The 25,211-nt window shown below is 41.7% G+C and carries 25 protein-coding genes and 1 tRNA gene; 18 read left to right on the top strand and 8 right to left on the bottom strand.

Annotated elements, in window-relative coordinates; genetic code table 11:
• Nucleotides 1-65 precede the first annotated feature (65 nt).
• On the bottom strand, nt 66-329 hold the full coding sequence (locus L1266_RS10885; protein ID WP_054553185.1) for a GrxA family glutaredoxin: 264 nt from the start codon (nt 327-329) through the stop codon (nt 66-68).
• A 111-nt stretch (nt 330-440) separates the two neighbouring features.
• Nucleotides 441-899, bottom strand: coding sequence for a TlpA family protein disulfide reductase (locus L1266_RS10880; protein WP_235377523.1), 459 nt, complete (start codon nt 897-899; stop codon nt 441-443).
• Between the two features lie 329 nt (nt 900-1,228).
• Between L1266_RS10880 and L1266_RS10875 the strand changes: the two genes are divergently transcribed.
• The gene (locus L1266_RS10875) at nt 1,229-1,675 is read left to right on the top strand and encodes an Hsp20 family protein (RefSeq protein WP_054562102.1); all 447 of its coding nucleotides are present in this window, start codon (nt 1,229-1,231) and stop codon (nt 1,673-1,675) included.
• A 39-nt stretch (nt 1,676-1,714) separates the two neighbouring features.
• On the opposite strand, the gene L1266_RS10870 is transcribed toward L1266_RS10875, so the two are convergent.
• From L1266_RS10870 to L1266_RS10850, 5 genes are all read right to left on the bottom strand, one after another.
• Nucleotides 1,715-2,239, bottom strand: coding sequence for a hypothetical protein (locus tag L1266_RS10870; protein WP_235377522.1), 525 nt, complete (start codon nt 2,237-2,239; stop codon nt 1,715-1,717).
• A complete protein-coding gene (locus L1266_RS10865) occupies nt 2,236-2,385 on the bottom strand; it encodes a hypothetical protein (protein WP_235377521.1) in 150 nt (49 codons plus the stop codon). Before L1266_RS10865 ends, L1266_RS10870 begins: the two co-directional genes overlap by 4 nt.
• An 87-nt stretch (nt 2,386-2,472) precedes the next feature.
• Nucleotides 2,473-3,402: a peptidylprolyl isomerase gene (locus L1266_RS10860; RefSeq protein WP_235377520.1), complete on the bottom strand. Its 930-nt coding sequence runs from the start codon at nt 3,400-3,402 to the stop codon at nt 2,473-2,475.
• A gap of 17 nt (nt 3,403-3,419) precedes the next feature.
• Entirely contained in the window at nt 3,420-4,433 is a 1,014-nt protein-coding gene (locus tag L1266_RS10855) for a phospholipase (RefSeq protein WP_235377519.1), read from the bottom strand.
• Between the two features lie 117 nt (nt 4,434-4,550).
• On the bottom strand, nt 4,551-6,101 hold the full coding sequence (locus L1266_RS10850) for a cryptochrome/photolyase family protein (RefSeq protein ID WP_235377518.1): 1,551 nt from the start codon (nt 6,099-6,101) through the stop codon (nt 4,551-4,553).
• Nucleotides 6,102-6,206: 105 nt separating this feature from the next.
• Here L1266_RS10850 and L1266_RS10845 point away from each other — a divergent pair, with 105 nt between their 5' ends.
• Entirely contained in the window at nt 6,207-6,998 is a 792-nt protein-coding gene (locus L1266_RS10845) for a DUF4124 domain-containing protein (RefSeq protein WP_199529210.1), read from the top strand.
• On the opposite strand, the gene L1266_RS10840 is transcribed toward L1266_RS10845, so the two are convergent.
• A complete protein-coding gene (locus L1266_RS10840; protein ID WP_235377517.1) occupies nt 6,989-7,453 on the bottom strand; it encodes a hypothetical protein in 465 nt (154 codons plus the stop codon). The genes L1266_RS10845 and L1266_RS10840 overlap by 10 nt on opposite strands.
• A gap of 243 nt (nt 7,454-7,696) precedes the next feature.
• On the opposite strand from L1266_RS10840, the gene L1266_RS10835 reads away from it, so the two are divergent.
• From L1266_RS10835 to L1266_RS10760, 16 genes are all read left to right on the top strand, one after another.
• Nucleotides 7,697-7,773, top strand: a tRNA-Met gene (locus L1266_RS10835).
• A 289-nt stretch (nt 7,774-8,062) separates the two neighbouring features.
• Complete coding sequence (gene rimP, locus L1266_RS10830; protein WP_054553177.1) at nt 8,063-8,518, top strand: ribosome maturation factor RimP; 456 nt, start codon at nt 8,063-8,065, stop codon at nt 8,516-8,518.
• Between the two features lie 38 nt (nt 8,519-8,556).
• Nucleotides 8,557-10,056 carry a transcription termination factor NusA gene (gene nusA / locus L1266_RS10825; protein WP_054553176.1) on the top strand — a complete coding sequence of 500 codons (1,500 nt, stop codon included), beginning with the start codon at nt 8,557-8,559 and terminating at the stop codon, nt 10,054-10,056.
• A 25-nt stretch (nt 10,057-10,081) separates the two neighbouring features.
• Nucleotides 10,082-12,739, top strand: coding sequence for a translation initiation factor IF-2 (infB, locus tag L1266_RS10820; RefSeq protein ID WP_054553175.1), 2,658 nt, complete (start codon nt 10,082-10,084; stop codon nt 12,737-12,739).
• A gap of 110 nt (nt 12,740-12,849) precedes the next feature.
• Complete coding sequence (rbfA, locus tag L1266_RS10815) at nt 12,850-13,254, top strand: 30S ribosome-binding factor RbfA (protein WP_054553174.1); 405 nt, start codon at nt 12,850-12,852, stop codon at nt 13,252-13,254.
• Nucleotides 13,254-14,198, top strand: a complete 945-nt coding sequence (gene truB / locus L1266_RS10810) for a tRNA pseudouridine(55) synthase TruB (RefSeq protein WP_054553173.1) — start codon at nt 13,254-13,256, stop codon at nt 14,196-14,198. Before rbfA ends, truB begins: the two co-directional genes overlap by 1 nt.
• Nucleotides 14,199-14,308: 110 nt before the next feature.
• The gene (gene rpsO, locus L1266_RS10805; protein ID WP_054553172.1) at nt 14,309-14,578 is read left to right on the top strand and encodes a 30S ribosomal protein S15; all 270 of its coding nucleotides are present in this window, start codon (nt 14,309-14,311) and stop codon (nt 14,576-14,578) included.
• Between the two features lie 242 nt (nt 14,579-14,820).
• Nucleotides 14,821-16,950 carry a polyribonucleotide nucleotidyltransferase gene (gene pnp / locus L1266_RS10800; protein ID WP_054562096.1) on the top strand — a complete coding sequence of 710 codons (2,130 nt, stop codon included), beginning with the start codon at nt 14,821-14,823 and terminating at the stop codon, nt 16,948-16,950.
• 128 nt (nt 16,951-17,078) lie between these two features.
• Complete coding sequence (gene nlpI / locus L1266_RS10795; protein ID WP_054553170.1) at nt 17,079-17,957, top strand: lipoprotein NlpI; 879 nt, start codon at nt 17,079-17,081, stop codon at nt 17,955-17,957.
• Nucleotides 17,941-19,143, top strand: a complete 1,203-nt coding sequence (locus tag L1266_RS10790; RefSeq protein ID WP_235377516.1) for a hypothetical protein — start codon at nt 17,941-17,943, stop codon at nt 19,141-19,143. Before nlpI ends, L1266_RS10790 begins: the two co-directional genes overlap by 17 nt.
• A 210-nt stretch (nt 19,144-19,353) precedes the next feature.
• Nucleotides 19,354-22,146, top strand: a complete 2,793-nt coding sequence (locus L1266_RS10785; RefSeq protein ID WP_055021722.1) for a monovalent cation/H+ antiporter subunit A — start codon at nt 19,354-19,356, stop codon at nt 22,144-22,146.
• Nucleotides 22,146-22,490: a Na+/H+ antiporter subunit C gene (locus L1266_RS10780; RefSeq protein WP_054553167.1), complete on the top strand. Its 345-nt coding sequence runs from the start codon at nt 22,146-22,148 to the stop codon at nt 22,488-22,490. Before L1266_RS10785 ends, L1266_RS10780 begins: the two co-directional genes overlap by 1 nt.
• Complete coding sequence (locus L1266_RS10775) at nt 22,487-24,004, top strand: monovalent cation/H+ antiporter subunit D (protein WP_235377515.1); 1,518 nt, start codon at nt 22,487-22,489, stop codon at nt 24,002-24,004. Before L1266_RS10780 ends, L1266_RS10775 begins: the two co-directional genes overlap by 4 nt.
• Nucleotides 24,004-24,540, top strand: a complete 537-nt coding sequence (locus L1266_RS10770) for a Na+/H+ antiporter subunit E (protein WP_054553165.1) — start codon at nt 24,004-24,006, stop codon at nt 24,538-24,540. The genes L1266_RS10775 and L1266_RS10770 overlap by 1 nt, the downstream gene beginning before the upstream one ends.
• The gene (locus tag L1266_RS10765) at nt 24,534-24,803 is read left to right on the top strand and encodes a K+/H+ antiporter subunit F (RefSeq protein WP_054553164.1); all 270 of its coding nucleotides are present in this window, start codon (nt 24,534-24,536) and stop codon (nt 24,801-24,803) included. The genes L1266_RS10770 and L1266_RS10765 overlap by 7 nt, the downstream gene beginning before the upstream one ends.
• A gap of 8 nt (nt 24,804-24,811) precedes the next feature.
• The gene (locus tag L1266_RS10760; RefSeq protein ID WP_054553163.1) at nt 24,812-25,144 is read left to right on the top strand and encodes a Na+/H+ antiporter subunit G; all 333 of its coding nucleotides are present in this window, start codon (nt 24,812-24,814) and stop codon (nt 25,142-25,144) included.
• The last annotated feature ends 67 nt before the right edge of the window (nt 25,145-25,211 follow it).

Genomic DNA, 25,211 nt, shown 5'->3' with positions numbered 1-25,211 from the left:
TATGTGGTTGATGTTGGTCATAATTTAATCAGTTTAAAATTACCAAAATCAACCACGTTTACAATTTATTGATATAACCCTAAATTTTCTTTAGCGTATGCTTCGAATTCAGTAAAGCCACCAATGTGGGCTTGGTCAATAAAAATCTGTGGTACGGTTGGGCAAGGTTTGCCTGCAGACTGTTCTAAATCTGCTTTGCTGATGCCTTCTTTAATGATGTCGATATAACGGTATTTAAAATCGTCACGCTCATTTGCTAGTTTTTCAGCAACGTCTTTTGCACGAACACAGTATGGGCAGCCTTCGCGGCCAAAAATTACAGTTAACATATCGCTCTCCTCGATGGTTTATCTGGTTATCATCTTAACGGATTAAATGAATAAAAACAGCGCATAAAATCGATTGCACTATTCTGTTTTTTCTCATTATTAGCGATTGAGCTAATCTAGAGTTCGCATTCTAAGGCCAAGTTCTGTTGAGTAACCCATAGAATGCGCAGTAATGGCCAACTGTTCATCAATAACATAATAAGTTGGGTAGGCACTGATTTTATAATCTTGACCTGTACTTTTACTGCCAAGTAGCACCGGCATTGTTAATTCGAGTGAATCAGTAAACTGTTTTACTTCAGTAATGTTTTGGTAATCAAGGGCAATTGCTATGGCATTTAACTTACCTTGCTGATGAGCCTTTTCTAAATTTGGCATACTGTAACGACAAATTGAGCACCAAGGCGCAAAGAAATACACCACTGTTTGCTTGCCTTGTAATTGTGCAATGGTCATCCGCTCTGTCGGGTCTTTTAAAGTTGCTAAATTAAAATAGGGGGCAGGGGTTTTATCAGTTGAGAGTAAATTACGTTGCTGAAATGCGGTCACGGCATACACAACGACTGCCATTAAAACGACATTTTTTAGCACACGGATAAATTTTTTTAAAAAAGTTGGATTTTTTTTCATTGCTATTTTGTACGTGGTTAGCCCTTTAAAATCAACCTATTCAGACCAGTTTGAGAGCACTTAACTTTCATTTAATTTAAAAAAATTACAATTTTTTTTGCTAAAAATCTTGAAAAGATTTTACCCGCCCATAAATAGTTTAGTGAGGACGCCTGATGGGTCCCAAACAAACTAAAGTAATTGAAATATATAGTATTAATTTAACTTTGTTAGCACTGGTTCAATAGAAGAGTACTAACAGAATATCGCTTAAATATGAGGATATAATTATGCGTACAGTAGACTTATCACCACTTTATCGTTCATTCATCGGTTTCGATCATTTAGCATCATTAATGGATGCGGCAGCTCGCACAGACAAGCAGCCAAGTTTTCCTCCGTACAACATCGAAGCACTCGATAAAGACAAATATCGTATCACTATGGCTGTAGCAGGTTTTAGTGACAGTGAATTGACCATCGAGTCAGAAAACAACACATTGAAAGTCAGCGGTACTAAAGCTGATAAACAAGATAATGCTGAGCGTAAGTTTATCCATCAAGGCATTGCAGAGCGTAACTTTGAACGTAAGTTCCAATTAGGTGACCACGTTAAAGTACTTGGTGCAGACCTTGAAAACGGCTTACTAAGTATCGATTTAGAGCGTGAAATTCCAGAAGCTTTAAAACCACGTAAAATTGAAATCGGTAATGGTAAATTACTCGAAAACAAGTAATTACCAACAGCATTGTTTCCCCTAGTTAGTTTTGCCGCCTCATTTGAGGCGGCTTTTTTCGTTATGTTTAGCAACTAATTCCGCTTGCATCGTCTTTAAAGCCGCAATTTTATCTTCGGCTTCATTAAGCTTATCTTCTGACAATCCCGCTTGCTTACCACGTTCTAAAAGGGATTCGAGAGTAGCAATTTTACTTTCTGCGGCATCAATAAAGCGAAGTTCTAATTCAGTTTGTTGTGTTTGATGGTATGCCTGATACGCTTTATGGTCATTAAGATCACCTGTAAACCGCTTCGTCTGCTGGGGCTGCTTTGCAATGGGTGGAAAGTAATCGGGAGTTGTGATTGCCGCATTTGTAACGGCCTCATCGATTGTTTCACTGGCAATTAAAGTTGGCTTTACGTGCATACTGGTCATTGCTTGTTGATTACGAACATCTTTTTTCTCAACCTCAACGGACACCAGTGCTTTTTCAGCAGGCACTAAAGCAATATGTTTTGATTGCACATGCATAATAACCGCAGCACTAAAAAGTACACAAAGTGCTAAAGCTAGCCATTTCATAACTTAATCCCATGCGCTTTTTGCCACGCCAACCAACTCTGTTGGTAGTTAATTATGGCTTTTTCAACTGCGATGGCTTTTTTGGCTTGATAGCGTACTGTTTCGTCATTTGCGTCAAAGTAGCCAAACGCATGATCATAGCTCATTACTACCACCCAAAAACCATTCGGTGAGCGTATTACCTCACTTAACTGTTGAGGCTTTTGTGTGAATGCTAATTGTACTGCCCAATTTCATTTATGCTCTCGGGTTAAGTAGTTATTATATTGAGCGTAAATATCGGGCTGATTTAATTGCTTTAGTGCGTGTTGTATTGAGCTTGTTTCAGCTTGCTTTTTAAATGCTAAAGCCGCTTCTCTATCGGTAAATTCGCCGCCATGGGCCTTAACCGATTTTAGATAATGAAATCTTTCTTTGTGTTGTTGGTAATATTGCTGGATTTCAGCGTCAGTAACCTTGTTCTCTAAGCGAGTTAACACAGGGCTCTCTACATGCATAATACCTTTTACCCCTAACCAGCTTTGAATCGAAGGCCTTAGGATATCGCCCTTGGCTATAGAATAAAGATGGGGAAGCGAAATTTGCTGTGTTTGTATGACCGCATCAGCTTGCTTTAAATGCAAAAGAAATTGTCGATGTTTTAAAACTTCGGTTTTGAACAGTTCGCTATCTCCTTGATGCAAACGAAAGCGAGTCTGCATAGAAAGAGGTGCAATAAATTCGTACAGCGTCATTGGGTTTTCAAACATATCGAGTTTAATATCATTGAACTGTTTGATTTGGGCATCACTGTACTGACCATCCAGAGGATATAGCCCTAAGTTGGTTTTCAGCCAGTGTTTATCAAATGGTTCAAGCCCAGTTGTAGCTGGTTTACCGGTGAGATTTAACTGATGAATAAACAGATTATCTAAGTAGCGCATTACATGGTAATGAGTTGAAAAGCCAACACTCGCTTGGCGCTCTACAAGCTCAGGCATGTTTTTCTGTGCGTACTTAAGTAAAAATTGATTTTCGTAAAGGCGTTCACGTGTTTGCTGTTTGCTAATATCTGGGCTTTGTTCTTTGTAGACCTGCCACATGAGATCAATTTCAGATTCTGTGTATTGATTAAACGCAGCAACTGCTAGGTTGCTAAAAAGCAAACCTAGCAGTGCTGTCAAAATGTAAAGCCCACGCATTATCGAGCAACCATGGCATGATTAAGTAGGTGAACCACCATTGCAATCGCATGGGGAACCACTTGTTTTGCAGTATCGAGTCGGTCGTAATGATCTTTTGAATTTAACACGATCCCACCTTGTGCATACGAAAATGCACCGCCTTGGGTTAACAAAGGGCGTACATCAGTTGATTGTGTATCTAATGCAGCAAAGGTCGCCATGGCTTGTGAAACGAGTGCTGGATCATTGAGGTTTTCTTGGTCGTAGTAGTCATTCACCCAACTTTCCCAGCTTGAGTGATTTAAATCGGAGGTTGTCCAAGTATGATGAGGTTGGAGTAAATCGGTAGTGTGAAATACAAAACCTAAAATCTGTGGATTACCGCTTTGTAAGTAACTTTGATACCAATATTGCCCTAAGTTATCGATAGGTTGGAATGGCATTTCCTCAAAGTCATCATACATGCTGTAACTTGATTGGCTATCAATACGGTAATGGGCTTCAGTAACGCCATAGCTATTATATTTTGAAGAGTCAGCATTGAACCAGCCTGTTTCACCACCTTTACCATCATCAAGGTAATCACCTTTGAGCCACGTTGCGGCAAGATTATCAACAGCTCCCCATACTGTTAGTTTTTGATAGTTGTAGCCGCCAAAGTCGTTGCCATGTTGATCAGCACCTTGGGTGTGATTTTGAAAGTGCCAATAACTGGTGTATTTCACAATACTTTCTGCAGCACCCCAAACTGGTGCTTGTACGCAAGAACCTGTAATAGCACCACAAAAAAACGTGTCCTCAAAATCATCGACGTCATAGGCTGCTTGCCCAAGTAGCTCGCCAAGCTGAGCGACAGTCATATTATTTTGCTGAGCATAGCTGACTAACGCAGCGTATTGTGTTGTGCTTGGGTGTTGTTGCATGTAGTTAACGGCATCAATCACGATACGTTTGTGGGTTTCTTGACTAAACGCATGTACGTTACTGCTGCATGCAATTAAAAACGCTGCGCTAATAAGTGTTTTTTTCATTGTGTCCTCAAAGTGTTATTTAATATGCAGCGCTATTAAAAAAGAGCGTGATTACACTAGAGTGACAAAATAATTAAGCATTTAATTAACAAGTTTACCCAATATGGTACTTTGTCATTACAGTTTTTCTAAATTATCCAAGCACCAATTAGCACGTTTAAGAGTTGCTTGCTGAACAGATTCATCTTGCTTATACCAGTTGTTATAAATCATACCGATACGAGGGTTTTGTGATAGCTGCTGTTCATGTTCTAACATAAAATGCCAATATAGGCTGTTGAATGGGCAAGCATCCTCAGTGGTTTTTTCTTTAATGTTGTAGCTACAGTGTTTGCAATAATCACTCATTTTGTTGATGTAATTTCCACTGGCAGCATAAGGTTTAGTGGCAATTAATCCCCCGTCAGCAAATTGGCTCATTCCCCGAGTGTTGGGCATTTCTACCCATTCTATGGCATCGATATAAATACCTAAATACCATTCATCTACTTCACTAGGCTTAATAGCGGTTAATAAGCAAAAGTTACCCGTGATCATCAAACGTTGTATGTGGTGTGCATAAGCCGTTTGCAGGCTTTGTGTAATGGCATGGTGCATACAATTCATGTTTGTTTTGCCGTGCCAAAAATAGTCGGGTAGGGCACGCTTTGCATTTAAGGCATTTTTGCTGGCGTAATCAGGCATATTTTGCCAATAAATACCACGTACATACTCGCGCCAACCGAGAATTTGCCGAATAAAACCTTCAACTTGAGCAATATCAATAGGTTGCTTATCAAAGCTAGTTAACACTTGTTCGATGACCTGCATCGGGTGCAGCATTTTCGTATTAAGAGCAAACGATAAACGGCTGTGATACAAAGACCATTGGTACTGGGACTGGCATGTCATGGCATCTTGAAACTGACCAAAATGCACCAGTAAATGGTCGCAAAAAAAATCAAGTAACTGCTTTGCTTCAGCGCGCGTGGTTGGCCAAATTAAGGTATCGCTGCACTCACCAAAGGTATTTATTTTGTGCTTTTCTATCCGTTTAAGGATGTGGCTAACATCGTGACCGAAGCACAAAGGTTCGGGAATTTCTTTAAGATCGCTTGGTTTTAACTTGTTTCTATTTTGCTGATCAAAATTCCATTTGCCTCCACGAGGTTGGTTATCATCGTCCATTAAAATATTAAAACGTTTGCGCATAGCACGATAAAAAAACTCCATTTTTACCGGTTTATTTGGCTTAAAGTGCTGGTCAATATCGTTAAAAGGTAACAAGAAGTGTTCCGAATCAACTGCATTGACATTAAATTCGCTCTGCTGTGAAAAATCTGCAAGTTGCTTTTTAAGGCGGTATTCGTCTGGATATTGATACTCAATATTTTGGCATTGATACTGCTTCGCTAAGCGGGTGAGCAATTCAGGTAACGTGGCATCATCTTCTGTATTATCAAGTGTTAAATGCAGGCAGTTCAAGTTGGCATTTTTGAGTGCTGTAGCAAAGTTTTTCATTGCAGCAAAAAAAGCGGTCACTTTTTGCAAATGATGCTTTACATAGTCTGTTTCTTGTTTCAATTCGGCAATCACGTACAGCGTGTCTGGTTGTGATTTATTTTTAAACCAGCTATGACTTGCATTGAGTTGATCGCCAAAGATAAATCTCAGGGTGGCATATTGCACTTCTAAAAACCTTAGTGGATCATAATTGAATTAACTACGAAACAAACTAGGAGATAGATCGATAAAGTTAGTGTATAAATAAGGTATAACTATGGAAGGCAAAAAATGAAATCTAACACTATTAATACTCATATTATTTGGGCTACATGTTTATTTATAAGCACTGCGGCGAGTGCATCAGTGTATCAGTGCGAAAAAAATGGTGTGGTTGAGTTTAGTCAGTTGCCATGTGGGGAAGATGCTAAATTAATAACAATAAAAGAGCAAAACCCTTTCCTATCCAATGCTGTACAAGGAAAAAGTACTGAGTCAGTATATTCTCAAACGACTGGTCAAGTTGATAGCTATATCAGGACCAAACAAATAGCAGCAGAAATAGCTGAGCATAATAATAAAATAGATACCTTTAAGCTTCGTATGAATAATGAAATTGCAGCATTAAATAATCAGTCCGATGCGCAGTTACAAAACTTAGTTGGTGCAAAAAAACAAGCCGCTATTGCAAAGCAAATGAGTGCTGTATCTGAGCGTTATGCTGTTCTTATTGACAATGAACAGCGAAGTATTGACAGACTAATCGCCGAAAATAACAGAATAAACAATAGTTTCAATGAACTATCAAATAACGATGAGGTTGATAGCTTTATTCGCAGCAAACAAATCATGCAACAAATCGCTGAGCATGAAAATAAGATCGATACTTATAACGAACAACTAAACCAACAGATTAGCCTACTAGAAAAGCAAGTTAGTCATAGACCAAATAACTTAGCTGACGCAAATAGTGATCAAGCTTTAGTTGATAAAATGAGTGCGTTGACAAGCCGCTTCAATACACTTATCTCTGTTGAGCAAAGGCAAATTGATAGACTTCGAAATGAACTGAGTCAATTGTGAGCTTTATAAACGAAGCGTCTTGTTTTAATAGAAACCACGGTAGAGTGTGAAAATAAGTAACTTTTCACAATATTAGAAAAAATACGAATAGCCAGCTCCCAAGCTTGTTGCTGATGGCTATTGTAGGTCTTGATAAAGAGTAGACGAGTCTCAATAAAAGCCCCACAAAGAATATCAATATCTTTTGACGCTACGTTTAAAAAGCTCAGGTTATTCGCTAAATAATGAATAAACGGCGTGACTTGCTGTAAGTCATCAAGGTGACTTACAACTTTGTTGAGCGCACAGTAAAGAATATAGCTGCGCTTAGTTATGCTGTCTTGCTCAGGCACTGTCATGGTTAACTGACGAGCATTAAGACTGCGATGATATGCGCTTGTAAACTGATGGAAATCTGGTTTTAGCAATTCAATATCTTGTAGTAACAGTCTTTTTTGAAATGAAGATAGACTCATAGTAAATCGCTTAATAGCCAAGGCTATAGGTTATTCTTATTATATGACTAAATATAGACGAGAATTTTCAGTTATGGGAAATTTTATGACAAGGTTGTCATAAAATTTTTAGGCAAAAAATAGTCTAACTAATTCATGTAGGAAGGTTGCTAATTGAGCGCTACATGCTTATAATAGCCGCCATTGAATTGAGGTGTTTAGCACTCGATTAAACGATATTAAGTTACTTTTAATATCTATTGGCGCGGGATGGAGCAGCCTGGTAGCTCGTCGGGCTCATAACCCGAAGGTCGTCGGTTCAAATCCGGCTCCCGCAACCAAATACATGCTAAGGCATTGTAAGTGTACTTAGTATGCACAGTAATTTTTACTGTATGAAGTCGCGCATTCTGGTAATGCGCGTTTTGCGTTTAGGCTATCTAGTTTAATTTAGTCAGGTGACTGACTCGCAACCAAGCTTGGCCCTAGGCCACACAGTTTTATGCTTTAGGTGTGACGCCCCGCTTGGTTCGGGGCGTTGTTGTATCTGCTTGGCGGTGATTTTAAATCATTATTAAACTCAGTATTTCAGGGCTATATGCCCTTTTTTTGTTTGTATGGAGGATTTTCGTGACAAAACTTGAGCAAGATTTAGTAGCCATGCTCTCACCGGCCGTTGAAATGTTAGGCTTTGAGTTACATGGTCTTGAGTTTGTGCAAGCTGGTCGCCACTCTACATTACGTGTTTATATCGATCACGATGCAGGGATTACGGTTGACAATTGTGCCGACGTTAGTCGTCAAGTTAGCGCAATTTTAGACGTCGAAGACCCAATTACAAATGAATATGATTTGGAAGTTTCGTCTCCTGGTGTTGATCGTCCATTATTCAAACAAGATCACTACGAGAAGGCGCAAGGAGAAGAAGTACGTGTGCGTACTAAGCTTCCGCAAGATGGTCGTCGTAACTTTAAAGGCGATTTAGTATCAGTTAGCAGTGATATGATCACACTTTCAGCAGATGGCACTGAGCATATGATTATGATCAGTAACATTGAACGTGCGAACATCATCGCAAAGTTTTAATTCGAGTGCGAAGGAATAGGGCAAGCGAGGCATAACCCATGGCAAAAGAAATATTATTGGTTGCTGAAGCCGTCTCCAATGAGAAAGCGGTTCCAAAAGAAAAGATTTTTGAAGCGTTAGAGTTCGCATTAGCGACTGCGACAAAGAAAAAACACGATGGCGAAATTGAAGTTCGCGTATCAATCGATCGTAAAACAGGTGATTACGACACATTCCGTCGTTGGAAGATTGCTGAAGTTCTTGAAGATGGTTCTTTAGAAAACCCTTACAGCGAAATCACACTTGAAGCGGCACAGGTTGAAGACGAAAGCCTACAATTAGGCGATTACGTTGAAGAACAAATTGAGTCAATCAAGTTTGACCGTATTACAACACAAATGGCTAAGCAAGTTATCGTACAAAAAGTACGTGAAGCTGAGCGTGCATTAGTGGTTGAAGAATACAAAGATCAACAAGGCGAATTAGTAACAGGTGTTGTTAAAAAAGCAACCCGTGATGCTATCGTACTTGACCTTGGTAACAATGCTGAAGCGGTTATCTACCGTGATGATATGTTACCGCGTGAAAACTTCCGCCCGGGTGACCGTATCCGTGGTCTTCTATACGAAGTTAAGCCAGAAGCTCGTGGCGCGCAGTTATTTGTAACGCGTTCTAAGCCAGAAATGCTAATGGAACTTTTCCGCATTGAGGTGCCAGAGATTGGCGAAGAGATGATTGAACTACGTGCAGCTGCACGTGATCCAGGTTCTCGTGCAAAAATCGCGGTAAAATCTAACGACAAACGTATCGACCCAGTAGGTGCGTGTGTTGGTATGCGTGGTGCACGTGTACAAGCAGTTTCAACTGAGCTTGGTGGTGAGCGTGTTGATATCGTTCTTTACGATGACAACCCAGCGCAATTCGTTATCAATGCAATGGCGCCAGCAGAAGTTGCGTCAATCGTAATGGACGAAGATACACATTCAATGGATATCGCTGTTGAAGCCGATAACCTAGCACAAGCAATCGGTCGTAATGGTCAAAACGTTCGTCTTGCTAGCCAGTTAACTGGTTGGGAATTAAACGTAATGACAGTTGATGACATGCGTGCGAAGAACGAAGCTGAATCAGATAAGTTAATCAACTTATTCACTGAATACCTAGATATTGATGATGAGTTTGCAACTTTACTTATCAACGAAGGTTTCTCAACACTTGAAGAAGTGGCTTACGTACCAGCATCAGAATTCTTAGAAATTGACGGTTTAGATGAAGAAACAGTTGATATCTTACGTTCACGTGCAAAAGACGCATTAACAACGAAAGCGCTTAAAACAGAAGAAAGCCTAGAAGGTGCAGAACCTGCAGAAGACCTACTAGCACTTGAAGGTTTAGAGCGTCACCTTGCATTTGTTATGGCAAGTAAAGGTGTAGTAACACTTGAAGACTTAGCTGAGCAAGGCATTGATGAGTTAGTAGACATCACTGAACTTTCAGAAGAAGAAGCTGGCAAACTAATTATGGCTGCGCGTAACATTTGTTGGTTCGCAGACGAGTAATTTATTAACGGAGGTATTACACACTATGGCAGAAGTAAATGTTGAAAAACTAGCCGGAGATATTGGTACAACTGTTGATAAATTACTACAGCAGCTAGAACAAGCCGGTATTTCTAAAAAAGCAGGTGATATGGTAACTGAGTCTGAAAAGTCGACGTTATTAGATCACTTGAGCAAGCAGCACGGCGGCACGGGCTCAGAAGGCCCAGCTCGCATGACTTTGCAACGTAAAAGCAAAAGTACGCTAAGCGTAACTGGCTCTACAGGTAAAGCGAAGTCTGTGCAAGTTGAAGTACGTAAAACACGTACTTACGTTAAGAAAAGCGCCATTGAGCAACAGCAAGAAGAAGAGCGTTTAGCTGCAGAAGAAGCTGCACGTAAAGCAGCAGAGCTTAAAGCCCAGCAAGAAGCTGAAGAGCTTAAAGCGAAACAAGAGGCAGAGCGCAAAGCGAAAGAAGAAGCTGAGCGTAAAGCCAAAGAAGAGGCTAAACGTAAAGCTGAAGCTGAGCGTAAAGCGAAACAGAAGCAGATGACCCCAGAGCAAAGTGCTAAGTCTGAACAAGATCGCGCCGAAGCTGAGCGTCTGCAAAAAGAAGCAGAAGAGGCCGCATTGAGAAAAGCTGAAGAAGAAGCGAAACGTCAAGCAGAAGAGGCAAGAAAGCTAGCTGAAGAAAATGAAGCTCGCTGGAAAAAGGAAGAAGAAGAGCGTAAGCAGCGTGAAGAAAACGCTGATCACCACCTTACGACTTCTACTTACGCACGTGAAGCAGAAGATGAATCTGATGCACGTGAAGAGCAAAGCGCTCGTCGTAAGAAAAAGAAAAAAGGACCTCAAAAAGAGAAACAGCCTACTGGTCCTAAAGGCAAGAAAGGTAAGCTGAAAGCACCAACGTCTTTACAACATGGTTTCCAAAAACCAACAGCAGACGTGAAAAACGAAGTTCGTATCAGTGAAACAATCACTGTTGCTGAGCTTGCATCACGTATGGCTGTTAAAGGTGCTGAAGTTGTTAAAACGATGATGAAGATGGGTGACATGGTTACCATCAACCAAGTGATCGACCAAGAAACAGCACAACTTGTAGCTGAAGAAATGGGTCATAAGGTTATTATCGTTAAAGAAAACGAATTAGAAGAGAAAGTACTAAGCGATCGTAGCGAAGAAGGTAAAGCAATTCCTCGTGCACCGGTTGTAACAGTAATGGGTCACGTTGACCACGGTAAAACGTCAACACTTGACTACATTCGTTCAGCAAAAGTTGCTTCAGGTGAGGCAGGTGGTATTACACAGCACATTGGTGCATACCACGTTGAAACAAATGGTCACATGATCACGTTCTTAGATACTCCGGGCCACGCCGCGTTTACATCAATGCGTGCTCGTGGTGCTAAAGCAACGGATATCGTAATCCTAGTCGTTGCTGCGGATGATGGTGTAATGCCTCAAACTAAAGAAGCGGTTCAGCACGCCCGTGCTGCAGGCGTTCCTTTAATCATCGCAGTAAACAAGATGGATAAAGAAGGCATCGACCCAGATCGCGTTAAGAACGAACTAGCACAATTAGACGTTATCCCAGAAGAGTGGGGTGGTGACACGCAATTCGTTCATATCTCAGCAAAAACAGGTTTAGGTATTGATGACCTACTTGAAGCAGTACTAATGCAAGCTGAAATCCTAGAGCTAACTGCACCAGCTGAAGGTATGGCTGCAGGTGTTGTAATTGAATCACGTCTTGATAAAGGCCGTGGTCCAGTTGCGTCAATCCTAGTTCAGTCTGGTACGCTTAACCAAGGTGATATCGTACTGTGTGGTCTTGAATATGGCCGTGTACGTGCGATGAAAGATGAGAACGGTAAAGACATCAAGTCTGCGGGTCCGTCTATCCCAGTTGAGATTTTAGGTCTGTCTGGTATCCCTGCTGCTGGTGATGAAGCAACAGTAGTTAAAGATGAGCGTAAAGCGCGTGAAGTAGCACTTTACCGTCAAGGTAAGTTCCGTGAAGTGAAGCTTGCTCGTCAACAAAAAGCGAAGCTTGAAAACATGTTTACGAACATGGCTGAAGGCGATGTATCAGAAGTTAACATCGTTCTTAAAGCTGACGTACAAGGTTCAATTGAAGCAATCGCTGATTCATTAACTAAGCTTTCTACTGATGAAGTTAAAGTGAAGATTGTTGGTTCAGGTGTAGGTGGTATCACTGAAACTGATGCAACGCTTGCAGCGGCGTCAAACGCAATCGTTGTTGGCTTTAACGTACGTGCTGATGCATCAGCTCGTAAAGTAATTGAGTCAGAAAACTTAGACTTACGTTACTACAGCGTAATCTACAGCCTGATTGAAGAAGTTAAACAAGCGATGTCAGGTATGCTTGCACCAGAATTCAAGCAAGAGATCATTGGTCTTGCTGAAGTTCGTGACGTGTTCAAGTCACCTAAGATTGGTGCAATCGCAGGTTGTATGGTTACTGAAGGTATCGTTAAGCGTAGCGCGCCTATCCGTGTACTTCGTGATAACGTGGTTATCTATGAAGGTGAACTTGAGTCACTACGTCGCTTTAAAGATGACGTACAAGAAGTTCGTAACGGTATGGAATGTGGTATCGGCGTTAAGAACTACAACGATGTTAAAGTTGGCGACCAAATCGAGGTATTCGAGACGGTTGAAGTACAACGTTCACTTTAATTTCGTTTAAGTTATTGCTTTAAATGGGGGCCTAGCCCCCATTTGTGTATTCGTAATTAAATTAACTTATTCTTTAACATCAATAAGTTATTATTTTAGAGTGAAATGAAATGAGAGAATTTTCTCGCACTGATCGTGTTGCACAGCAAATTCAAAAAGAGATTGCTGTTATTCTGCAACGCGAAATCAAAGATCCACGCTTAGGCATGGTGACAGTGTCTGCGGTTGAGGTATCTCGCGATTTATCTTACGCAAAAGTATTTATCACAGTGTTTAATACTGACGATGAAGATAAAGCCAAGCAAAGCGCTAAGATCTTAAATGAAGCAACGGGTTATATTCGTTCTTTATTAGGTAAACGCATTCGTGCGCGCATCATGCCTGAGTTACGTTTTGTGATCGATAACTCGCTTATGGAAGGTATGCGTATTTCAAACTTGGTTGACTCAGTTATTCGTGAAGACAATGCCAAGCATGTAGACGAAGATGACAGCGAAGAAGGCACTAAAGACTAATGGCTAGACGCAGTAAAGGTCGTGCTATTGACGGCATCTTATTACTTAATAAGCCGCAAGGTATTTCATCAAACAAAGCATTGCAGCAAGCAAAGGGAATTTACTTTGCACAAAAAGCAGGCCACACCGGTGCGCTTGATCCGCTCGCGACGGGTATGCTGCCTATTTGTTTTGGTGAAGCGACAAAGTTTACCCAGTTCTTGCTTGATACTGACAAAACCTATGTTGTACGCGCCAAACTTGGTGAGCGAACCACGACCTCTGATTCAGATGGTGAAGTGGTTGAAACGCGTGACGTATCGGTCACCCGTGAACAATTAGCTGAGCAAATTGCCAGTTTCTTAGGTGAGTCGGATCAATACCCTTCGATGTACTCTGCGCTTAAATACCAAGGTCAGCCTTTGTATAAATATGCCCGCGAAGGTATTGAAGTGCCGCGTAAGTGTCGAAAAATTAATGTATTTAGTTTAACGCTTGATGAGTTTGATGAAGCTAATAACGAAGTACAAATGACGGCACACGTCTCTAAAGGCACTTATATTCGTACTATTGTTGACGACTTAGGTGAAAAACTTGGCTGTGGTGCGCATGTCATCATGTTACATCGCAGTGCTGTTGGCCACTATCCAAGTGAAAAAATGGTTACTCTTGAGCAACTTGAAGAAAAGCTACAGCAGGCAAAAGCAGACGATGTTGCGCCTTCAAGCTACCTCGATGAGCTACTACTGCCAATGGATACTGCTTTGGTTGATTTACCTGTGATTGAGATCACTCAAGAGCAGGGAGTGGCATTTAGTCATGGTCAAACAGTGGTGATTGGTAAGCCTGTACCAGATGGTGTGGTAAAGGTAATGGCTGATGGGGTGTTCATTGGTACTGGTGAGCGTCATAAAGACGGTCACTTAAAATCAAAGCGTGGCTTATCAAATCAACTGCCTGAGTAAAGATTACCTTGTAGTTATTAGCAAAGCTGGGTAGAATACGCCCCGCTCAATCGTTTTGGCTGAATTAGTGATCGGCTAAAACACAATTTAAATTAATTTTTGGAGTTACTATGTCACTAAGCAATCAAGAAAAAGTTGAAATCATCGCTAAATTTGCACGCGCTGAAGGCGACACTGGTTCACCTGAAGTACAAGTTGCACTTCTAACTTTCGATATCAACAAGCTTCAAGGTCACTTTGCTAGCCACAAGCACGACTTCCACTCACGTCGTGGTCTTCTTCGCAAAGTAAGCCAACGCCGTAAACTGCTTGACTACCTTAAAGGTAAAGACATTGCACGTTACACTGCGTTAATCCAAGAGCTTGGCCTACGTCGCTAAGAACTAGATTACGAGAAAAGGGGCTATTTAGCCCCTTTTTTTGTGCGCGCATGAAAGGTATACTAGCGCACACCTAGGTAGTGGATACTGCTTAGATATCAAAAAACATCATTGCCAATTGTAGTACTTAATCGTGTTTTCATAAGCACAATTAAGTACTGTAATTGGTACTTTGATGGACTATTTTTTACCAATTCGGAGCATAGCTCTGAGTTGCTTTTACATTTAAAGGACATTTTTAAGTGCAAGCAATTATTAAAGAATTTCAACTAGGTCAACACACTGTGACCCTAGAAACAGGTGCTATCGCTCGTCAAGCTGACGGCGCAGTACTAGCAAGCATTGGCGACACTTCAGTATTAGTTACTGTTGTTGGTAAGCGTGATGCACAACCAGGTCAAGACTTCTTCCCACTAACAGTTAACTACCAAGAGCGTATGTACGCTGCGGGTCGTATCCCTGGTGGTTTCCTTAAGCGTGAAGGTCGTCCTAACGATGGCGAAACACTTATCGCTCGTCTAATCGACCGTCCAATCCGTCCACTTTTCCCAGACGGCTTCGTAAACGAAGTACAAGTAATCGCGACAGTTGTTTCTGTTAACCCAGAAATCCAACCTGACATGGTTGCTATGATCGGTACTTCAGCAGCACTTGCTATCTCTGGTATCCCATTCAATGGTCCTATCGGTGCATCACGTGTTGGTTTCATCAACGGTGAATACGTACTTAACCCAACACTAGCTGAGCTTGAAGAAAGCCAATTAGACCTAGTAGTTGCTGGTACTGATAACGCAGTACTTATGGTTGAATCAGAAGCTGAAACACTATCTGAAGACGTAATGTTAGGTGCGGTTGTTTATGGTCATGAGCAATCTCAAGCTATCATCAACGCAATCAACGAGTTCAAAGCTGAAGCGGGTAAACCAGCTTGGGATTGGACTGCACCAGAGAAAAACGTAACACTTGCTGAGAAAATCTCTGCAATTGCTGCTGATAAAGTAGGTGAAGCATACCGCATCACTGACAAAGTAGCGCGTAAAGAAGCACTAGGTGCAGCGAAAGAAGAAGTGGTTGCTACATTAACAGCTGAACTTGCTGAAGGCGAAGAGCTAGATACGCAAGAAGTTGGTAAACTATTCGGTTCTTTAGAAAAAGAAATCGTTCGTGGCCGTATCATCGCTGGTGAAAAACGTATCGATGGTCGTGAACCAGATATGGTTCGTGCACTAGACGTAATGACGGGTGTTTTACCACGTACTCACGGTTCTGCAATCTTCACGCGTGGTGAGACGCAAGCACTTGTAACTGCAACGCTTGGTACTGAGCGTGATTCACAGTTAATCGACGACTTAACAGGTACTAACAAGCATCACTTCATGCTTCACTACAACTTCCCTCCATTCTGCGTTGGTGAAACAGGTTTTGTAGGCTCTCCTAAGCGTCGTGAAATTGGTCACGGTAACCTAGCTAAGCGTGGTATCGCTGCGGTACTACCTACACTTACTGACTTCCCATACTCAATCCGTGTTGTTTCAGAAATCACTGAATCAAACGGTTCATCGTCTATGGCATCAGTATGTGGTACATCACTAGCACTTATGAATGCAGGTGTACCAATTAAAGCATCTGTTGCTGGTATCGCGATGGGTCTAGTTAAAGAAGGCGACGATTTCGTTGTTCTTTCAGATATCTTAGGTGATGAAGATCACTTAGGTGACATGGACTTTAAAGTAGCAGGTACTTCAAACGGTATCACTGCACTACAAATGGATATCAAGATCGAAGGTATCACTAAAGAAATCATGCAAATCGCCCTTAAACAAGCGAAAGCAGCACGTCTACACATCTTAGGTGTTATGGACGAAGCGATTGCAGCACCTTCTGAAGAGTTATCTCAATTCGCACCTCGCATCTACACAATGCAAATCCCTGCGAAGAAAATTGCTGAAGTTATCGGTAAAGGTGGCGCAACTATCCGTCAACTTACTGAAGAAACGGGCACAACGATTGAAATCGAAGATGACGGTACAATCAAGATCGCTGCAACTGACGGCATCAGCGCAAACGATGCAATCAAGCGTATCGAGCAATTAACTGCTGAGCTAGAAGTAGGTACTATCTACACTGGTAAAGTTGTACGTATCGTTGATTTTGGTGCGTTCGTTAATATCCTTCCGGGTAAAGACGGTCTAGTGCACATTTCACAAATCAGCACAGAGCGTGTTAACAACGTAACTGACCACCTAAGTGAAGGCCAAGAAGTTAAAGTTAAAGTTCTTGAAGTAGATCGCCAAGGTCGTGTACGTCTAAGCATCAAAGAAGCTATGGAACCAGCTGCTGAAGAAAAAGCAGAAGAGTCTAAAGACGCTTAATGATGATTGAATAACCAGTTATTTGCTGGATATAAGAAAAAGGGGCTGTTTAGCCCCTTTTTTTATGCTTTAATGAAACCTATCCGCTTCGCCTTTGTCTACAGAGAATTCAGGTATTAAGGAATTTAATGATTTTTAAACACTTAGCATTGACCGCTGTGGCTATTTTTTCTTTAAGTGCATGTCAAACAACTTCACAACCTGAGTCAGTCCCTATTGTTAATGTGCCTTTTACCGCACCATTAGCGCCTGATTTTCGTAACGAAATTACGATTGCTCGCTATTCTGAATTACTAAACCGTGCTGATTTAAGTGCCGAGCAACAAGCCAAACTTTATTATGATCGCGGTGTATTATTTGACAGCTTAGGTATGTCGACCTTGGCGCGTATTGACTTTAACCGTGCGATTAAGCTCAAACCAGACCTAGCAGAAGTGTATAACTTCTTAGGCATCCATCACACACTAATGCAGCAGTATGAACAAGCATATGAGTTTTTTGATTCGGCACTTGAGCTTAACGAGCAGCATGAGTATGCCTATTTAAATCGTGGTATTGCCCTTTACTATGGTGATCGTCCATCACTTGCACAAGATGATTTACAGCAGTTTTTAAATCGTTCGCCAAGCGATCCTTATCGTGTGCTATGGCTTTATTTAGCCCAATCAGAAGCTGATAAAGCGCAGGCCTTAGTTGATTTAAAAGCTAACTCGCAGGGTGTTGATGAGTCTCAATGGGGTTACCAACTGTTGGCACTTTATTTAGGTGACATTAGTGAGTTTGAGTTTTTATCTGGCATTATTGAAGGTGTAACTTCAGAGCAAGAGTATGCGCACCGCTTATGCGAAGCTTATTTCTACCTAGCGAAGATGCATCAAGCGGCGGGTGATAACTATCTTGCTGCCGATTACTTTAGACTTGCCCTTGCCACCAATGTGCATGAGTTTGTTGAATACAAATATGCCCGCTTAGAGCTTGAGTTAATGGCTGGTGAAAACGCAAGCTAAGGTTTCTTTTACTGCTATTCTATTACTGAGCTTGGTTTTCGTATCAAGCTCAGTATCTCGTTTTATTCCTGCTTACGCTTATTACGCAAATACTACTCCTTCACAAGCAACAGCTATCTATTATTTAGCACCCAGTGCCGTTAATTTGCAGCATTTAGTGCTGCGCAACTCACAGCTTCGTCAGTTAGCAAGGCTTAATGATAGTAATGCGGCGTATCAGCTTGCGCTCAGATTTTTGCAGCAACATGATTACACCGCAGCAAAATTATGGTGGCAGCCTTACTTTGCTAAATTCACTTCAGCGCAGCAACAAACCTTAGCGGAGCAGCTAGTTAGAGCAAACCAGTGGCTCGATATAAGTTACCTAGGTAAAGCTGGCAAGTTACCTGACGGAGATGCCAAGCAAGCTTGGCTGTTGCAGCAACAAATGCCGCCAGCTCAAATTGACCCAGCTTATGCGCAGCAACAGCAATTAGCCTTATCAACATCAAGTGTACAGGCAAGCAGTCAGTGCCAATTTAATGTTTTAATGATGACAGATCATTACAAAGGCATTGATACTTTAAAGCAGTATAAGCAGCAATACAGTAAAGCGCCTGAGCCTGCAAAAGGCAGCTTTTGTTTTACTGAGGTTGTTTATGTTGCCGATAAGTTTAGCTGTGATGGCAACGATGGGGCGCTTGAATGTAACTGGCAAAATGCGGCTGAGTATTCATGGCCTGAAGGTTTTGACTTTATTGTGATGATGTCAAAGCAAGGGGCTGCTAATGTGCTTGGCGGGATTATGCATATTAATTCATCGCAATCCTACGCGGTATTTCTACATGAGCTAATGCATTTTAATGGTTTTGAAGATGAATATGTTTTAGCAGAGCAAAAACAACAGTGGCTGTGTAATCAACAGGGGCTAGTTGCGCCAAATCTATTTATTGCAAATGAGGTTTCTCCGCCAAAAGGGTGGCAAAAAAGTATCGCTTGTAGCAACAAAAAAGCCTATAAACCAAGCCCTAATTGGTCAATAATGCAATACCAAACTATGAGCCTGTCTGAGCAATACCGAGAGCTTTGGCAAAAACAAATTAACCAGCCCTTAACAAAGCCGATTCGGTTTTCTGAATATTTTGCCTTTTTAGGCTTAAAGCCAGTGTTTACAACAGCTTCCAAAGAGCATAAATTTTCTGACTAATCGTCTATTTATTGCTATTTTAGTATGCAAAGCGGTTAAATGTTGTGCAAATAGGTGTGTCTCCTATAGACAAAATAGCACCTGATCAGTATAACTATACGCATTGTAAGCTTTTTTTAAGCCAACTTTTAACCATCCAAATGAACAGTACGCAACTAATTAAAACTAGAGCGGTATTGATATTCTTATGACACTAAAAGGCTCCTAATTATGACTTTGCTCTGGATACCCCTGTTATCCTTAATCGGCAGTGTTATTTCATCCTGCACTTCAAAACTAACACGTAACCAAAGCACTGCTTTGACCATGTTAGCGCCTTTGATTGCCCTTGGAATTGTATTTTCGTATACCCCTGCAGTCTTTTCTGGCGAAACAATTCGCTACACTGCTGAGTGGATCCCTCTTTTAAACATGCAAGTCTCGTTTCGACTTGATGGTTTAACGTTACTCTTTCTATATATGATCTTGGGTATCGGTACCCTGGTGATTTTTTATGCGCGTTATTACTTGAGTAGTAGCGACTCAATGCCAAAGCTATACTGCTATTTAATGCTATTTATGACCGCAATGGTCGGCATCGTGATGTCGAATAATGTGATCCAGCTGTGGTTTTTCTGGGAGCTCACCAGTATTAGCTCGTTCTTATTGATTAGCTATTGGTGGCATAAGTCAGAAGCTCGCAAAGGCGCACGCATGGCACTTGCTATTACCGGTGCCGGTGGTCTTGCGTTACTAGCAGGTTTATTACTGATTGGTGATATTGTTGGTAGCTATAATCTTGATGTGATTTTAGCAAGCAAAGCACTTATTCAATCTCATGCACTTTATGAAGCTGCGCTGGTATTAGTGCTTTTAGGTGCATTTACTAAATCTGCACAATTTCCATTTCATTTTTGGTTACCCCATGCGATGGCGGCACCGACACCAGTCAGTGCCTACTTGCACTCTGCAACCATGGTTAAAGCAGGTATCTTTTTATTAGCGCGTTTTTATCCAGCGCTATCAGGCACAGATACTTGGTTTATCTTAGTGGCAATGACGGGTCTGGCGACTTTATTGGTTGGCGCTTACATCGCGTTATTTAAGCATGATTTAAAAGGCTTGCTGGCTTATTCAACAATCAGCCATCTAGGTTTAATTACATTACTCTTAGGCTTAGATACTGAGCTTGCTACAGTGGCTGCTATCTTCCACATCATTAACCACGCAACCTTTAAAGCGTCGTTATTTATGGCAACGGGTATCATTGACCATGAAACTGGCACCCGTGATATGCGTAAACTTAATGGTATGTGGCGCTTTATGCCGTATACCGCCACACTTGCTATGGTGGCAGCGGCAGCCATGGCGGGCGTGCCACTGTTAAATGGTTTCTTGTCGAAAGAAATGTTCTTTGCCGAAACTCTACATCAACAAGTGCTTGGCTCTATGTCGTGGTTAATACCAGTGTTAGCGACGATTGCTGGTGCACTCTCTGTCGCGTATTCAGCACGCTTTATTCACGACGTGTTTTTCAATGGCGACCCAATCGATTTGCCAAAACAGCCTCATGAGCCACCACGCTATATGCGTGTACCAATCGAAATTTTGGTTGTGCTATGTTTACTCGTCGGTATGTTCCCGCACTTTGCAGTAAGTGATATTTTAGCTTCGGCGTCTTATGCAGTGCTTGGCGATGCAGCCCCAGATTATAAGCTATCTGTATGGCATGGTTTTAATTTACCGCTGTTAATGAGCTTTATTGCAACAAGCGTGGGTGTGATGATTTATGTGCAGCGTAAGCATCTGTTCCATTTCCAAGCGTCATTACCAACTCTTAATGCTAAAAAAGGCTTTGAGCGTGGCTTATATAGCTTAATTAAGTGGTCACAAGAAAAGATTAAACGTATCGAAAATGGCTCGTTACAGCGCTATGCCTTTGTAATGATTGCGGTGGTGCTCATGTGTGCGGGCTGGCCTTTATTTGAAATGCGCCAGTTAGCGGGAGCAAGTGAGTTAACCCCAATTGATTTCCACAATGCTATTGGTGCCGGCTTACTAATAATTGGTGCGCTGGCAACGGTTATTTGGCACCGCTCACGAATGATATCTTTGATTATGATTTCAATCGTAGGCCTGATGGTGTCTGTTGCATTTACTCGATTCTCTGCGCCAGATTTAGCGCTGACTCAGTTAACGGTTGAAGTTGTTACCGTAATGCTACTGATGCTTGCACTGTTCTTTTTACCACAGCGTACTCCGAAAGAGTCAAGCTCACTGCGTATTCTGCGTGATTTAGGTATTTCATCGGCAATTGGTGTGGTCGTGGCGAGTATTTGTTATGCACTGCTGACAAGACCACTTGAGTCAATTTCTGACTTCTTTGTTGCTAATGCAAAAACTGGCGGTGGTGGTACTAACGTTGTAAACGTTATCCTCGTTGACTTTAGGGGTTTTGATACCCTAGGTGAGATTACCGTATTGGGTATTGCTGCGTTAGGTATTTATAAGCTTCTTATTAACTTGCCGCTGTTTATGCCAGCAAGTGATAGTGAAGGGCGCCCATGGGCAAGAGAGCGTTACCCAATTCTACTGTCGAGTATTTCACAAAGCTTGTTACCACTTGCATTACTTGTGTCTGCGTATATTTTCTTACGTGGTCATAACTTACCAGGTGGAGGCTTTATTGCAGGACTGGTTACCGCGATTGCATTTATTTTGCAATATATGGCTAATGGTTCGCATTGGATTGCAGACAGATTTGACGTGAATTATCGTAAGATTATTGCGTCAGGTATTGCTATTGCATTGTTTACAGGTATTGGAAGTTGGTTCTTCGAACGTCCATTCCTAACAACCTGGTTTGATTATTTTGATATTCCGCTAGTCGGCAAGACAGAACTTGCTAGTGCTATCGTATTTGATTTAGGTGTGTATTTAACTGTTGTAGGTGCAACGCTGATGATTTTAGCAAGTTTAGGTAAATTAACTGCTGATACACCCAAGCAAGAGGTAAATATTTAATGGAAGTATTGTACGCATCATGCGTCGGCGTGCTGGTTGCATGCGGAATTTACTTAATATTGCGGGCTCGTACCTTCCCGGTGGTACTCGGCCTGACTATGTTGTCGTATGCAGTTAACCTGTTTTTATTCTCTTCAGGTCGCTTAACTATTAACAAAGCCGCTGTACTTGGTACAGGTAGTGAGTATGCCGATCCACTCCCTCAAGCACTGGTTTTAACCGCCATTGTAATTGGCTTTGCGATGACCGCTTTTGTGGTTATTTTAGCGATTCGTGGCCGTGCTGACTTGGGTAATGACCATGTTGATGGCCATCTTGTTAAATCATCGAAGGAGCAAAAATGATTCAGCATTTAGCTTCTTTACCGATTTTAATTCCGATGTTGGCAGGCGTTATTTTACTCATGCCGCCATGTGGAAAAAACTTACATATCCGCCGTGTTTCGTCGGTTATTTTGTCGATTGTCACACTCTTGGTAAGTGCTTATTTATTATTCCACGTTAATAATACCGCACCGCTTGTTTACGCAATCGGTGATTGGTCTGCACCATTTGGTATCGTGCTGGTTGCCGATAGACTAGCAACGCTATTGGTGCTACTTACCAGTTTCCTTGGTGCGGTCGTAGTGCTTTACAGCTGTGCTGGCGATGATAAAAAAGGGAGCTTTTTCCATCCGTTAGTGCACTTTTTAGTGTTAGGTGTAAATGGCGCCTTTTTAACGGGCGATGTATTTAACCTGTTCGTATTTTTTGAAGTGCTGTTGATTGCTTCGTATTCATTATTGATGCATGCCGGCAATAAACATAGTACCCGAGCTGCACTGCAGTACGTCATTTTAAACCTGATTGGTTCAAGCGTATTCTTAATTGCGCTGGGTGTACTTTATGGTGTGCTAGGCACATTGAACATTGCTGATTTAGCGCAAAAAGTACCACAGCTGACGGGTGATGATGTTTACCTTGCTAAAATTGGTGGCTTGCTGTTAATCGTGGTATTTGCGTTAAAAGGCGCGTTATTACCGTTACATTTATGGCTACCGAATACCTACGCCAGTGCAATGCCATTAGTTGCTGCATTATTCGCGATTATGACCAAGGTCGGTGTGTATGCCATGTTGCGCGTGTATACCGTAATATTTGGTGATAATGCTGGTGAGCTTGCTCATATGGCACAGCCTTGGTTATGGGGCTTAGCACTAGCGACCATCGTAATGGGTGGTATTGGTGTATTAGCGAGTCAAGATTTTAGAAAGCTTATTGCGAATCTGGTGGTTGTATCTGTCGGTACTTTAGTGGCACTGGTTGCGATTCAAAATGTTGCTGCAACCGCGGCATTACTATACTACTTAGTGCATTCAACCATTATTTGCGCTGTACTATTCTTAATTGCTGATTTAATTGCTCAACAGCGCGGTAAAGTTGCCGACCGACTAGTCGCAGGGCGCGCCGTTGCACAGCCATATTTACTTGGTACTTGTTTTGTAGTGGCTGCGCTTGCTGTTGTGGGTATGCCACCGTTATCTGGCTTTGTCGGCAAAGTATGGATTTTAAAGAGCACGCTAGATAGCGAAAAAGCCATGTTGTTTTGGCCAATCTACCTAGTGTCTAGTTTAGCGTTATTAGTGGCGGTTTCACGAGCTGGTACTAGCTTATTTTGGGATCACACCCACAAAGACAGTGAAGCAATTGAAGGCACCAAAGCACACCCTGTTAAAGTGATAGCTGTGGTTGCATTACTTGCGTGTTCACCATTAATGGTTGTATTTGCAGGACCGATTTCAGACTATATGTTAGCAACGTCAGAGCAGTTGTTTGATATCAACACTAGCATCAACGCTGTATTACAAGGAGGCCAATAATGCGTTTAGAAGCTCGCTTTCGTTGGTTGCCAACACCATTTCGCAGTGTTTTATTATTCATTGTATGGCTGTTGTTAAATAACAGTGTGTCGCCAGGACACCTGTTTTTAGCTGCATTTTTTGCTATTACTATTCCGTGGATCACTTTCCCATTTCGTGATCCTCAGCCGCTTATTGTTAGGCCAGGTCTTGCGTTTAGGCACTTATTGTTAGTGCTGTACGATATTGTCACTGCTAACTTACAAGTAGCCCTGTTGATCCTTGGGCCAACGAAAAAGTTACGCCCAGGTTTTATCAAAGTACCGTTGGATTTAAGCCATGAAATGCCAATCACTATTTTGGCCAGCACAGTATCTTTAACACCAGGTACAGTGAGCGCAGAGGTTTATCCTATTCCTGAGTCACTCGAAGAGGGCGAAGAAATTCAGCAGCGCTACTTATTGATTCATGTACTCGATTTAGCTGATGAACAAGCGTTAATTAATACTATTAAGCAGCGCTACGAAGCACCGCTTAAGGAGATTTTTCGATGCTAGATACCGTTTTTCTAATTGTTTTTGCAATGATAGCCATATCTTTATTGTTAAACCTATGGCGCTTAATTGTTGGGCCGTCGGTACCTGATCGTATATTGGCTTTAGATACTATGTTCATAAATACCATTGCTTTAATTATTCTGTATGGCATGAGCATGGGCACCGATTTATATTTTGAAGCCGCATTATTAATCGCCATGCTTGGCTTTGTGAGCACTGTAGCGGTATGTAAATACCTGCTGCGTGGCGATATTATTGAATAAGGTAGCAAATGATGAGTGAATGGATTGTATCAATCTTATTATTAATTGGTGGTTGCTTTATTCTTATAGGTTCAATCGGACTTGTGAAAATGCCTGACTTTTTTATGCGCCTGCACGGTCCAACTAAAGCAACAACGCTTGGCATGGCATCACTGCTAATTGCTGCCATGGTGTATTTTAGCTACACCCACGATGGCATCAGTGTGAAAGAAATTTTGATTTCAATTTTCTTACTGATCACCGCACCTATTAGCGGCTATATGCTGATCAAATCAGCCATCCACCACAAGCTTCGTGCTAAAGATGGCACCAAGGGCCTCGATAACATCGAAGAAGATTAATACTAGCTCGCAACAATAGTTAAGCGAGTTGGTGTGATATCTGAGTAACCAGAACAATGTGATCTAC

It is taken from the genome of Pseudoalteromonas sp. Cn5-37 (assembly GCF_021532495.1).
Classification (GTDB): domain Bacteria; phylum Pseudomonadota; class Gammaproteobacteria; order Enterobacterales; family Alteromonadaceae; genus Pseudoalteromonas; species Pseudoalteromonas simplex.
The sequence above is the reverse complement of the archived record's forward strand: the minus strand, read 5'-3'. Positions and strand labels throughout refer to the sequence as shown.

Excerpts from the sequence above, each read along its gene's own strand:
- L1266_RS10885 (WP_054553185.1), bottom strand. The coding sequence starts at position 329 with ATGTTAACTGTAATTTTTGGCCGCGAAGGCTGCCCATACTGTGTTCGT.
- L1266_RS10880 (WP_235377523.1), bottom strand. The coding sequence starts at position 899 with ATGGCAGTCGTTGTGTATGCCGTGACCGCATTTCAGCAACGTAATTTA.
- L1266_RS10875 (WP_054562102.1), top strand. The coding sequence starts at position 1,229 with ATGCGTACAGTAGACTTATCACCACTTTATCGTTCATTCATCGGTTTC.
- L1266_RS10870 (WP_235377522.1), bottom strand. The coding sequence starts at position 2,239 with ATGAAATGGCTAGCTTTAGCACTTTGTGTACTTTTTAGTGCTGCGGTT.
- L1266_RS10865 (WP_235377521.1), bottom strand. The coding sequence starts at position 2,385 with ATGAGCTATGATCATGCGTTTGGCTACTTTGACGCAAATGACGAAACA.
- L1266_RS10855 (WP_235377519.1), bottom strand. The coding sequence starts at position 4,433 with ATGAAAAAAACACTTATTAGCGCAGCGTTTTTAATTGCATGCAGCAGT.
- L1266_RS10845 (WP_199529210.1), top strand. The coding sequence starts at position 6,207 with ATGAAATCTAACACTATTAATACTCATATTATTTGGGCTACATGTTTA.
- L1266_RS10840 (WP_235377517.1), bottom strand. The coding sequence starts at position 7,453 with ATGAGTCTATCTTCATTTCAAAAAAGACTGTTACTACAAGATATTGAA.
- nusA (WP_054553176.1), top strand. The coding sequence starts at position 8,557 with ATGGCAAAAGAAATATTATTGGTTGCTGAAGCCGTCTCCAATGAGAAA.
- infB (WP_054553175.1), top strand. The coding sequence starts at position 10,082 with ATGGCAGAAGTAAATGTTGAAAAACTAGCCGGAGATATTGGTACAACT.
- rbfA (WP_054553174.1), top strand. The coding sequence starts at position 12,850 with ATGAGAGAATTTTCTCGCACTGATCGTGTTGCACAGCAAATTCAAAAA.
- truB (WP_054553173.1), top strand. The coding sequence starts at position 13,254 with ATGGCTAGACGCAGTAAAGGTCGTGCTATTGACGGCATCTTATTACTT.
- rpsO (WP_054553172.1), top strand. The coding sequence starts at position 14,309 with ATGTCACTAAGCAATCAAGAAAAAGTTGAAATCATCGCTAAATTTGCA.
- nlpI (WP_054553170.1), top strand. The coding sequence starts at position 17,079 with ATGATTTTTAAACACTTAGCATTGACCGCTGTGGCTATTTTTTCTTTA.
- L1266_RS10785 (WP_055021722.1), top strand. The coding sequence starts at position 19,354 with ATGACTTTGCTCTGGATACCCCTGTTATCCTTAATCGGCAGTGTTATT.
- L1266_RS10780 (WP_054553167.1), top strand. The coding sequence starts at position 22,146 with ATGGAAGTATTGTACGCATCATGCGTCGGCGTGCTGGTTGCATGCGGA.
- L1266_RS10775 (WP_235377515.1), top strand. The coding sequence starts at position 22,487 with ATGATTCAGCATTTAGCTTCTTTACCGATTTTAATTCCGATGTTGGCA.
- L1266_RS10770 (WP_054553165.1), top strand. The coding sequence starts at position 24,004 with ATGCGTTTAGAAGCTCGCTTTCGTTGGTTGCCAACACCATTTCGCAGT.
- L1266_RS10765 (WP_054553164.1), top strand. The coding sequence starts at position 24,534 with ATGCTAGATACCGTTTTTCTAATTGTTTTTGCAATGATAGCCATATCT.
- L1266_RS10760 (WP_054553163.1), top strand. The coding sequence starts at position 24,812 with ATGATGAGTGAATGGATTGTATCAATCTTATTATTAATTGGTGGTTGC.